This is a genomic window from Vibrio neonatus, assembly GCF_024346975.1.
GTDB lineage: Bacteria > Pseudomonadota > Gammaproteobacteria > Enterobacterales > Vibrionaceae > Vibrio > Vibrio neonatus.
Genome location: NZ_AP024886.1, coordinates 867,600 through 879,537, shown reverse-complemented (window position 1 = coordinate 879,537; position 11,938 = coordinate 867,600). Strand labels below are relative to the sequence as shown.

Here is an 11,938-nt window from a genome sequence, read left to right as displayed (position 1 = left end):
TTTATGTTTTAATTTTATTTACGTGGCCTGCATGTAAGGCTATTGGCTTAGGTATGGGTATGCAATATCTGCTCGGCAATAGGTACGCTTAAAATTAGTCGTACATCAATTTCTTTGCTTTTTCGGCATCAAACTCTCGCAAAGATTTGCGAGCTAAATGCCTAAAGGGTAGGGCTTTGACGATTTCTTCTAAAGGTTGAATAGCAAATGCCCAGAAGATAGACCCACCGAAACTCATAATGATGAGCGCACACAATGGAATTGAAATTACCCATTGGCCAGTGAAGTTAATTTTAAATACCGCAGAGGTTTTGCCAAGAGCACGCAGTACATGTCCGTGAACTGTGTTGTATCCACGCACAACAGGCAAGAAGATATACAAGGGTGCAATGGTCGCAAGAGCAACATACGTCTCAGGATCAAGGTGCGGGTAGATTTTAGCGATGATCAAGCTTAATACACCAAAGAACAGAGCACAGATAATAGAAATGACCACCGCGATATTGATGCTCGTGTCTACGTTCTTCACCAAATCGTCCATTTTGTTTGAGCCAATGGCCTGACTGATAGAAATAGCGGAAGATAATGCCCAAGCGGTAATAAACTGCGTACCAGAGCGAAGCCACGGCATAATTAGGGTGATGGCTACATAAGCGTTGATGTGCAGTTGTGAGTAGAGCAGTTGATATACGGTTGCGCCAATGGATAAAATGGTCATGTTGGCGGCAATAGGAAACACTTCAATAAAGTGATTTTTAATGCTCATTGCCAAGCCATTTATGTACTTTTTAAACGGCAGCTCAATGTCATCGGCGTAACGAACACATAACAATAAGTACGCCATTCGCACCATGATCGCGATTAAGCTACCGGTGGCGGCGCCTTTCAATCCCATGCCTTCAAAGCCGGCAAACCCATATATAAGTAGATAAGAGATTAGCGCATTTAGCGGCATCTCAATTAAGTAGCCTTTAAAGGGGATTTTAGTTCGCCCAAGGCTATTAAATAGCGAAATAATAACTTGGGTAATCGCATTAAATAAAACCAGATATTGTGAGACAGATAAATATTGATTCACTTCATGATAAAGCGATGGGTCACTAGTAAGTGCTTCTATTAATTGATGATTGAATATTTGTAGCAGCGCTAGAAATATAACAGCAACAGTAAAGTTGATGCTCATTCCCGCCCAAAACCCTTTTGCTAATGAGGATTTAACGCCTGAGCCTACCGCGCGGCTAAGCACTAATTGGGTGCCGTTGGCCAATGCCATTTGAATGCCAATAATAAAGGCAACGATGGTACCTGCAATACCCATAGCGGCAAGTGAGACTTCACCAAGGGGAGAAACCTGAAAGGTATCGATCATCAGCATGGATTGCATCAGAAGGGCATTGAGTGCCAGTGGCCAAGCGATAGAAATGTTTTTCTTGATGTAGGATTGAGCGGCCACAGGATACCTTTATTGATTAAAGAGTCTTAAAGCATTGACTTATACCAATCGTACTAAATAACTGTTCATTCTAGCTTGTTAAAATACTCGATAACGGCGTTAGAATTTTTGATTGTAGAATAACTACTTATCGAAAAATTCTGCCTTGTTCTTGAGCATTTTTCCGGCGCTAGTTCTGATCACTTACTTAGTGTGATTGGTATTAAATGCGCTGGCGAAAGCGCAATTAGGGTCGTTTAAGACTCAGATCATGCCACTGAATGAGCATGTAATCAATAAATGAAACGTTAGTTTATATTTTTTTAACGTAACTTTGTTTTATGAAGCTATAGCTTATGAAACTTTAGCTAATGTTTGGTTGCCATCATCAAGCAGTGTTCTTGATGCAATGCGTGCTTGTTCTGAGTTGCCAGACATGATGGAGTCATAGATCGCTTGGTGCTCAGTCATGCAAAAACGTCCACCCATTGCTGAGTAATCGATAAATTGTTTAAAGATGGCCGACAATATATTGCTAAACGGTACGTAAAATTGATTCCCTGTCGCCAAAAAGATGGTTTGGTGGAACAAAAGGTCGTTAATTCCCCAGCGCTCATAGTCAAACTCGTTGGCAGCGATGGTCATGCACTGGAAGTATTTAGAAAGGTCTTTACGTTGCTCTACGGTGGCATTTTTGGCTGCTAGTGCGCAAGCTTCTGGTTCGATGGCTTTACGAAGGCCTAGAAACTGTGCCAGAAATGGTTTGATATCTTCTAGATCTTGAATCCATTCAATAAATTGAGGGTCAAGGAAGTGCCATTCGCCACGGGGACAAATACGGGTTCCCACTTTAGGCTTAGATTCAATTAATCCTTTTGCAGAAAGAAGCTTGGTCGATTCTCTTAACGCCGTACGACTTACCCCGAATGCTTCACATAATTCAGTTTCACAAGGAATCTTTTGATTTTCTTTGAGTTCACCAGACAAAATCTTGCGAGCGATTTGTCTTGCTACTTGAACGTGAATTCTACGGTCTGAATTCTCTACCAACGCGAAAAACGACATTTTACCACCTGAGTCATATTAAAAAAGCCAGCTTTAGCTAGCTTAAAAAGTCATTATTTAATTAACGACAGCAAGATCTTTAGCAGACCTTTTTAAATTTCAGATAGGTGAATATGCCTTTTAAAGTAGCGCGGAGAAATAATCGCTTACTTTAATAAATACAAAGAAATATAACGCATTCGATGTCTTTATTTTACGTACTTTAATTTGTATCAATGCACGTTATTGGATAAAGAGAATATGTATGATGCTAGATTCGATTGAACCTTTCATATTCATAATCCTACCTGACTTTTTATGCTATTAAAATAATACAATAACATTTTACAACTTCAACTAATTATCTCTAATTTGGCAAATTGCAAGTCTAAATTAAGACATTAGTCACGAAAATAGAAATTGCCATAATATTTTAACAAGTCTAATGTTATGCGCTTGTATGCCTTGTGTAGCGAGAAAGTGTCATTGGTTATCGGTTTTTGTGTCGCAATAAGCTTGCAATTACTGGGGTGTATCACGTTTGTCGGGTCTGGTTGTGACGCATGTGATTCAAGGTGCTATATTCAACCTTAGATAATACATTTATAAAAGTAAGTTAAAATTATGGCTGGTTCATTTAATTCAATAGCAGGCTCTAAACGAAGCCTGCATGTACAAGTTGCTCGAGAGATTGCTCGGGGAATTCTTTCTGGAAATCTTGCTCAAGGCTCTATTTTGCCTGGTGAGATGACGCTTTGTGAACAGTTCGGTATCAGTCGAACTGCATTACGTGAAGCGGTAAAACTACTTACCTCTAAAGGCTTGCTTGAGTCTCGCCCTAAAGTGGGTACAAAAGTAGTCGACCGTGCTTATTGGAACTTTTTAGACCCTCAATTGATTGAGTGGATGGATGGTCTAGCGGATATCGATCAGTTTTGTTTTCAATTCTTAGGCTTACGCCGTGCAATTGAGCCAGAAGCGTGTGCATTAGCAGCTCAGTTTGCAACAGCTGAGCAACGTATAGAGCTTTCAGAAACGTTTCAAGAGATGGTAGAAGTAGCATCTGAAGATGAATTAAATATTGAGCGTTGGACTGATGTTGATATGCGTTTCCATAGTTTAATATTTAATTCAACTGGTAACGATTTCTATCTACCGTTTGGTAATATTCTTACCACTATGTTTGTCAACTTTATTGTTCACTCATCAGAAGAAGGTAACACCTGTATTAATGAGCACCGTGAAATTTACGATGCGATTATGGCAGGCAATAGCGATAAAGCGAGACAAGCTTCTGCTAATCATCTGCAAGAAGGTAAACACCGTTTACCTGCGGTAAGCTAGTCAAAACCTCATCTTTAGTCAAAAAACACGCTTCTGCGTGTTTTTTTTTTAATTTTTTTTCAATTTTTTTTGAAATTTATTTTTCGGTATTACACTTCACATTAGTTACATTTTGCTTACTAAATCAATCTTTAGCTATATAATAATACTATACGGCGGATTTCCCCCTTCAGCATAGTGGATGAGACTTAATATGCCAGAATCTCTATTACCCAATATTATTCAATTTCTGAGTCAGATTGACCCTTTTGACAAGATCCCGAAAGCAGCGCTACGTGAACTTGCCTCACAAGTACAGATTACTTATTTAAGTAAAGGTGAAAATGTCGATCTGTGTACTGAAGGGGATGAAAAATACCTTTATATAGTGCGCACCGGTTCGATGGAGCAACGCAAATCTGACGGCGTATTAAGAGCTCGATTAGGTGCGGAAGATTTATTCGGCTTTACCTTCTTAGACGGGACGATTGACAGTGATAAAGGCTATAAAGCGGTAGCGATTGAGCATACCTTGCTTTATTTGATTCCTCACTCAGCGTTACAGCAGTTATTCAAAGCTTCGCCAGAGAGTGCAGAGCACTTTGCTTCTAAAGCTCAAGTTCGTCTTAAGTCGGCGTTAGATGTGGTGTGGTCTGATAAAGAGAAGGGCCTCTTTATCAAGCGCGTTAAAGAAGTGGCTAGCGGTCGCGTTGCGGTGGTACAAGCCAATCAAACCATTCAGGAAGTGGCGCATGAGATGCGCATCGTTAAGCGAACCTCTTGTGCGGTAATTTATGATAAGGACGAAATTGTTGGTCTTATTACCGACCGTGATATGACAAAACGCGTGATTGCATTAGGCGCTTCAATTGATCAGCCAATTTCTACGGTAATGACGTATTCACCTTTGACTATCAAGCCAGATGATTTGGTACTGCACGCCGCATCGGTCATGATGCAGTTTAATATCCGCAACTTACCTATCGTAGAAAATAATAAAGTTATCGGTCTATTGACCACTTCGCACTTAGTGCAAAACCACCGCGTACAAGCCATCTTCTTGATTGAAAAAATCAAATACGCCACGAGCGTGTCAACACTGGCGAGCTTTACGCCAGAAAGACAAGCCATATTTGAAGCCTTGGTTGAAGGTAAGGTGGGCCCTGAAGTGATAGGGCAGGTAATGACCATGATCATGGATGCCTATACCCGCCGCATTATTCAAATTTCCATTGATAAATTGGGACCACCACCTTGTGAGTTTGCTTGGATAGTGGCCGGTTCACATGCACGTAATGAAGTTCACATGCTGTCAGACCAAGATAGCGCCATTGTATTGGCCGATGATGTGACTGAAAATGACAAGATCTACTTTAAGCATTTGGCGAGCCTAGTGTGTAATGGCTTGGCAAGTTGTGATTACCCGCTTTGTTCGGGTGACTATATGGCGATGAATCCAAAATGGTGTCAGCCAGTCAGTGTTTGGAAACATTACTATAAAAAATGGGTTGCCAATCCTGAATACGAACGCCTGCTTAATATCAGTGTGTTCTTGGAAATCCGTTCTATTTACGGCAATAACCACTTTGAAAAAGTATTGCGTGATGAAATGTATGCCAATATTCGTCAAAGTCGTGAGTTCTTGCTGATGCTAACGCATGATGCAACCAACACCAGTCCTCCGCTGGGTATCTTTAATAGCTTGGTACTTGAAAAATCTGGCGAAAATAAGAAAACCTTGAATGTGAAGAAATACGCAATCACCTTGATTATCGACTTGGCACGTATTTATGGTTTAGCCGTAGAAAGCGATCATTCAGCGACAGATAAGCGCTTCCAGGCCGCCTATGAGAAAGGATTTTTGTCTGAAGACTCTTACAAAAATATTTTAGGCGCGTATGAGTTTATTTTGTCGTTCCGATTTAACCATCAGTTGACTGCGCTGAAAAATGGTGAAGAGCCGAACAACAATATCGATCCAAACAGCTTCGGTAGCTTTGAACGAGGCCACTTAAAAGATGCGTTTAGGATCATTGCGGATCTGCAAGATGCAGTTAAAGTTCGTTTTGGGACACGATAAGCTATGTTTGAATATTTTCATGTATTAGAGCGTACCAAACGTGAGCGTAAAGCTTTGGTCGATAATATGGCTACGCCTTTGTTATTTAGGCGATTGCTGGAAAGCCCAAACCCAGATGTGGGCACCTTATCCAGTGAGCTTGACTATATTGTTTTGGATCTAGAAACCACTGGACTTGATAGTGTAAATGACCTGATTTTATCCATTGGCTGGGTTGTGATCTCGAAACGAAAGATCGACCTATCGGGTGCGTGTCATTTCTATATTAACCAAGAGTCACAAGTGAAACCTGAAACGGCGATCATTAATCATATTACACCTGAAATGCTCACCGAAGGGGTGTCTATCCATGATGCGATGAAGGCTTTTTATGACGCGGCGTTAGGCAAAATCATTGTTGCTCATGGCTGTATTGTGGAAGCTAATTTCATTAATCAGTATCTAAAAACCCACTATCGCATGTGGGATCTGCCGTTAATTTGGCTCGATACCTTATGTATTGAGAAGAAAATGGCAAAAGCACGTAACGATACTGAAGACGTAGATTTGACATTATCGGGCACAAGAGCACGTTATAAGCTGCCAGAATATAACGGACATAATGCATTGAGTGATGCTTTAGCCACTGCCGAGCTATTAATGGCGCAGATGAAGCGTTTAGAACCCGAGCATGATATTAAATTTGGCTATTTGTATAAGCTAAGCTGTTAATTTTCAGCAAGTAATCTAGTTCAGTTTGAAAGCCAGTAACCTTGTTACTGGCTTTATTATTTCTGCTTTAGTGCATTAGACGCAAGGCATACTAGGCGATTAGAAGCTGTAAGTCACACCAACACGGGTACGAAGCTGGCGATCGCTATTTGTGCTGCTTGGGCCATTGCTGTATTGAACGTTGCCTAACTCAAAGTAAGGTCTCCAGCTCCAATCTTTTTCTTTATAACCCACTTTAATGTTGTAATCCCATTCATTGGTTCTTTTAGCGGTATCGCCGCCAAACCATTTGTCGTCATTGAACATATCTTCAGCGTAGTTGGCTTCAAAGCCAAGTTGCAGTGCGCCAATATTGTAGTCAATGTTACCTGTGATCTTACTGCGGTTAACTGAGTCTTTGTCAGTAGAATCTGCGTAGTCTCTAAATTCATGACGGTAACGAAGCTTTGTGGTGAGTCCTGAATCAAACTTATATTGTACGCGCACCTGTGGCTTATAAGTGATGCGATCATCGCCGAAAGTGATAGGCATAGAAGTGGTAATGCGCCAATGATCGTCTAACTTGAAGTTGTAACCGTATTCAAATTCATTGTCAGCAGAACCCCACTCAGAGAACGGCTTACCGGTTTGTTTAGCTTCTAAACCAAAATAGTGATTTCCGACGCTAGAGCCAATTTTGATACGGCTAGCGTATGATTCGTCTTCATGCTTATATTCTTGACGGAAATCGACAGAAGCAGCGCTTACTGAAGCGGCTGCCACAGTGGTAATTAGAGCAAGAGTAACTTTGTTTAAAGCTTTCATTTGATAACCCTTAGGAGTCATTTGTTGGTGTTAATGTATGACAATTAGTTTAAGGATTCGCTGATGGATATGCATGTGAGCCAGCTCACTGAAAATATTGATTTTAGGCGTTTATATTTTTTAATGCAGTGCTTGTTGATTGCAAGTTATTGTTTTTATGGGTGTTTATTGTTGATGCATTAAGTTGCATAAAAACAACTAAACCTTCAGTTATGTGCGGGTAATCGAACTGAATTTAGGTGTTTTAATATGAAACCAGATGAGCATAACCGGCATTTGGTGATGAGCTTCACAGCTTTGTTTTTGTCGGTTAAGGCTAGGGTATTTCTGCTAGGTTAGTTTTGAACATTCACTATCACTATTATCAAGTAAGATAGTGATTGGCAGTAGGGGAAAGCCATACTTGTTACTTTATTACTAGCACCAAGTATGACCTTATCGTTTGGTTCGCTTTACATCTTCAAAGCTTAAAAGCTATAAGTAAGGCCTACACGGGTGCGCAATTGGCGGTTACTGTTAGTTGCACTAGGTCCGCTGTTGTATTGGACGTTACCTAACTCTATGTAAGGTCTCCAACTCCAACTCGCTTCTTTGTAGCCAATTTTAACGTTGTAATCCCATTCATTGTGACGTTTCGCTGATTTACCGCCAAACCATTCATTGTCATGGAAGAAATCTTGCGCATAGTTAGCCTCAAAGCCCAATTGCAATGCGCCAATTTTATAATCTAGGTTACCGGTTATCTTACTACGGTCGATAGAGTCTTTATCCGACTTTTCGCCAGTATAGTCGCGGAACTCGTGACGGTAACGAAGTTTACTGGTTAAACCCGAATCAAATTTATATTGAACACGAACTTGCGGTTTGTAAGTGACGCGATCATTGCCGAATGTGATGGGCATTGAGGGAGTGATGCGCCATTTTTTATTTACTTTGAAGTTATAGCCATAGACAAATTCATTATCTGCCGCTTGCCAATCTGAAATTGGTTTACCGGTTTGTTTAGCTTCAAGGCTAAAGAAGTGATTGCCAACACTGCTGCCAACTTTGACACGGCTGGCATAGGCTTTATCATTGTGTTTATATTCTTGACGGTAGTCTACTGAGGCAGCGTTTGCGGATGCAGCAACCACGGTAGCTGTAATGAATAACGTAATCTGGTGCTTTTTAATCATTTTTCATAAATCTGTAACTTTGTCTTACGGTATGACAAATAAAATAAAGTCGCGATAATACGCTGATAGCAAACAGCTTGTCATTATTTTTATCCGTATTTTTGAATATTTATTTGGTGGTATAACTGAGGGCAGAGATGGGTAGGGTGAAAATACATCATTTTATTTAAATGAGTTTGTGTGCATGTATATTAATAAAATCAATGCTTGTGAGTGCGTCTTAGTGTGTATCCGATAGGCATAAAAAAGCGACCTGAAAGGTCGCTTTGATGAAAATATAAGACGTGCTTGCTTATTTATGCTCGATAACAATTTTACTAAAGCTCACGTCAAACACTTGGCCGGCATAGCTAGAACTAGGGATGATTTGAGGGTAAATGCCCGCTTTGAAATAAAATTTGGTGTTACTATTTGCCCAGTTTGGTGTCAGGGCATGACCCGTATTTTCAATGTTTATACCCCAATTAAAGCTCTTTCTAACCCCGGCAGCTTCTAAAACCACACCTTGGCTATTTACGTCAATTTGGTAAGAAAAATCAGTACCTGATTTTGCAGTACCTAAGTCAACACTAAATGAGTTGCAGCTATTACATTCAACGTTGCCGAATACAAAACTATCATTCATGACAGCGCGAACCGGTTTATTTGAACCTTCCCATACCAACTTGATCAATGCTTGTTTGATGTCATAGCCATGAACTTGACCTATGACAACTTTTGGATCTTTATTGATGCCGCTAGGGTACCTCTCAACATTTAGAGTGGCGTTAAGTTTATGATTAGCACTGTCACTAATAGCCCAGTTTTGGTTGCTAGATGAACAGCGATCGGAACTATTAAAGTTGTAGAGTTCACGCAGTTCTGAGCGAGCCTTGTTAGTATTACCTGTTGTAGCGATGCCATCGCCGCCAAGATCAACAATAAAGTGAGTTCTGTTGTTAGCATCAATATAGAAGTAAGGTAATTTGGTGTCAGTTGTGAGTTCGTTTTTGTGACTACAATCGGCTGGAATTAGTTCTGCAGCACTGTCATCATCTTTAAGATTACCTTCACCATGGAACTCTTTATAATAGGCATAACTAACAGGTAGGGTAAGTTTCCACTGATTAATGTCCCAACCTGCATTTTGTTCAACTTGGCCGTTGTCGCCGTTATCAGAACCGCCGTTACCATTGCCAATATCAGGAGTACTGTTATCGGAACTGCTAGAATTTGAGTCAGAACCTCCACATCCTGCTAATGCCATTGCTAAAAAAAGTGGTGCAACTGCGTAGGCCAGCTTCTTCATATTGATATACCTTAATTCTAAAAACTTATAAATATTCTAATCATATTGTCATACATATGAAAGTTGAGGTGCTCAGCTTTGTGACTCGACTCAAATTTAGGCTGTTGAAAATTAATGTCATATTATGAGGGTGCTTGTAAGTTATTGTTTTTAATGAGTTGTGATTAAATGTAGTTAACGGTAGGTATTTTTTAGCTCATTGATTTTAAACTCAAAGCCGTTTTTATTCGCTGCATATCTAAAGTATTTACACTTATTAGTAATACAAAATGGTGAAATTATAAAAGTATAGAATCAGAAATAGATTCACTGATCTCGGTAGAGTATATAGAGGGGATAACCTTTTAAGGTTTTATATGTTACCGCAATGTCTAATTGAACTTCCCTTGCAATGAAGTCACAAACCATTCTTTAAACCTTATAGAATTTCAATCTTAAGCAATAATGTGCATTAAATTAGGTTGATATGATGGTTTTATCATTATTGGTTTTCTGACCTAAATCCCCTTTTTAAGAGCAATGGCACTGAACTTGAATATTCACCTATAGATAAGAAGCGTTATATTTTTTGCAGTAAACTAATGAATAGATCTACTCTGGGTTTTGTCATGCTGTTTTGTGTAAATTCATTCTCCGATGCCCAATGCTTTGATTGCAGTTTTATCAACAAGAAAGTAGAGAACTCTCCCTTCTATTTATCGCCTTGCGTTATGCATGCCTCGTCTCGTAAACAGTGAAACGCTTAAGCCTTAGTCTTCATATTTCCTGTTGTCTTTTCCATCTTGAGAATGATGTGTATTTCTTCCTTGAAGAAAGTGGATCTCAGATCAAATGTCTAACCAATATAGATAAGAAAGGAAAGGGTATCCTTGTCATTAAGTAGTATTTAACAGAGTTATCAGTCTGTTTAATGATCAATAATAGTATTATTTATGCGTGTAATTTCATAATGCCACTGGTGTTTTTGTAATGCTTTATTACAAATTAAATGCTGGTTAGATATGTTTTTTATCCAGTGAAATCAAAAAGTGTGACCTGTATCGCCAATATGAAATATCTGGCATATTTTTATTATGCACTTAAATTGGCGTCTATGAGCGGATTTTGTGTCGCTATTTGGTGTTTTCGTGGCATTTAATTCTTTTATTTGTTGCTTTTCAGTAAATTTAAAGGGTGAGTACAAATTCTCCACCAAGTTCCGTGGACTTAATTATCAAAGTAAAAAATCCTACATCCGTCACAGTTTGTAACTAAGTGTTACCGTAATCTATTTGTCATACATTAAGTTCAATACCCAAACGGATATAAAGGTAAATTCTTCATGACTAAATCTAAAATTGCTCTAGCTGTTGTAGCTACTATTTTTGCTGGCTCTGCATGTGCAGGCCAAATTGATTATCGCGCAGAATACAAACACAACTCAGATGAATACCAACATCGCATCAAACTCGGGTCTTCAGTAAAAGCTTCAGACCAAGCTAAGGTCTACTTTAGTGTTGAACAAAAATGGAATAGTAATGACAAATCAGATTTCTGGAACGAAGTAGAACGCGGCGATTCAGAGTTCGATTGGGGTGTGCAATACAAACTTAATAAAAACTGGTACGTACAACCAGGTATGCCAATTACGTTCTCAACAGAGAAAACAACGTATAAACCTCAATTCCGTGTTGGTTACAAAGCTGACTTTGGTTTGACTACAGCTATTCGTTACCGTCACGAATTCCAAACATATACAAGCGAAGCAGGCACAACAACTGACGTTGATGGTCAAAAAATCGAACGTGCAGGCAAAACAATACAACAAGGTAAAATTACTTTAACGGGTTCATACAAGTTGCCTCAAAAAAGTTTGAAAAACTTGAAATTGAGCTATGAAGCTAACTACAACCACAACTACGACAACATCCGTATTGAAAACGGTAAAAACTGGGGTTGGGATGCTGGTGTGATCATTGGCTACCAAGTTGAAAACTTCCAACCATACATCGAACTTTGGGATGTGAAGGGTAAAACAGGTACTAAAACTGATACTCGTCAGCTAAGAACTCGCCTTGGTTTGAAATACAAGTTCTAACGTA

At 39.4% G+C, this 11,938-nt stretch carries 9 protein-coding genes; 4 read left to right on the top strand and 5 right to left on the bottom strand.

Translation table 11 applies throughout. The annotated features are described in order from the left end of the window. Nucleotides 1–94: 94 nt before the first annotated feature. Together OCU38_RS16200 and OCU38_RS16195 are read right to left on the bottom strand one after the other, a co-directional pair. A complete protein-coding gene (locus tag OCU38_RS16200; protein WP_261824974.1) occupies nucleotides 95–1,384 on the bottom strand; it encodes an MATE family efflux transporter in 1,290 nt (429 codons plus the stop codon). Nucleotides 1,385–1,786: 402 nt separating this feature from the next. After that, nucleotides 1,787–2,497 (bottom strand): FadR/GntR family transcriptional regulator, encoded by a 711-nt coding sequence (locus OCU38_RS16195; RefSeq protein WP_261824507.1) that lies wholly within the window; start codon nucleotides 2,495–2,497, stop codon nucleotides 1,787–1,789. A 603-nt stretch (nucleotides 2,498–3,100) separates the two neighbouring features. Here OCU38_RS16195 and OCU38_RS16190 point away from each other — a divergent pair. From OCU38_RS16190 to OCU38_RS16180, 3 genes are all read left to right on the top strand, one after another. Beyond that, complete coding sequence (locus tag OCU38_RS16190) at nucleotides 3,101–3,820, top strand: FadR/GntR family transcriptional regulator (protein ID WP_152820679.1); 720 nt, start codon at nucleotides 3,101–3,103, stop codon at nucleotides 3,818–3,820. Between the two features lie 193 nt (nucleotides 3,821–4,013). Next, a complete protein-coding gene (locus OCU38_RS16185; protein ID WP_261824506.1) occupies nucleotides 4,014–5,879 on the top strand; it encodes a DUF294 nucleotidyltransferase-like domain-containing protein in 1,866 nt (621 codons plus the stop codon). A 3-nt stretch (nucleotides 5,880–5,882) separates the two neighbouring features. Then, nucleotides 5,883–6,590, top strand: coding sequence for a 3'-5' exonuclease (locus tag OCU38_RS16180; RefSeq protein WP_152820683.1), 708 nt, complete (start codon nucleotides 5,883–5,885; stop codon nucleotides 6,588–6,590). Nucleotides 6,591–6,689: 99 nt separating this feature from the next. Here the strand turns inward: OCU38_RS16180 and OCU38_RS16175 are convergent, their stop codons facing one another. The 3 genes from OCU38_RS16175 to OCU38_RS16165 all read right to left on the bottom strand — a co-directional run bounded on the left by OCU38_RS16175 (nucleotide 6,690) and on the right by OCU38_RS16165 (nucleotide 9,857). Beyond that, entirely contained in the window at nucleotides 6,690–7,394 is a 705-nt protein-coding gene (locus OCU38_RS16175; protein WP_261824505.1) for an oligogalacturonate-specific porin KdgM family protein, read from the bottom strand. A 467-nt stretch (nucleotides 7,395–7,861) separates the two neighbouring features. Then, the gene (locus OCU38_RS16170) at nucleotides 7,862–8,569 is read right to left on the bottom strand and encodes an oligogalacturonate-specific porin KdgM family protein (protein WP_261824504.1); all 708 of its coding nucleotides are present in this window, start codon (nucleotides 8,567–8,569) and stop codon (nucleotides 7,862–7,864) included. Nucleotides 8,570–8,861: 292 nt separating this feature from the next. Next, nucleotides 8,862–9,857, bottom strand: a complete 996-nt coding sequence (locus tag OCU38_RS16165; protein WP_261824503.1) for a polysaccharide lyase family 7 protein — start codon at nucleotides 9,855–9,857, stop codon at nucleotides 8,862–8,864. 1,321 nt (nucleotides 9,858–11,178) lie between these two features. Here OCU38_RS16165 and OCU38_RS16160 point away from each other — a divergent pair. Then, nucleotides 11,179–11,934 carry an oligogalacturonate-specific porin KdgM family protein gene (locus OCU38_RS16160; RefSeq protein ID WP_152820691.1) on the top strand — a complete coding sequence of 252 codons (756 nt, stop codon included), beginning with the start codon at nucleotides 11,179–11,181 and terminating at the stop codon, nucleotides 11,932–11,934. Nucleotides 11,935–11,938 lie beyond the last annotated feature (4 nt).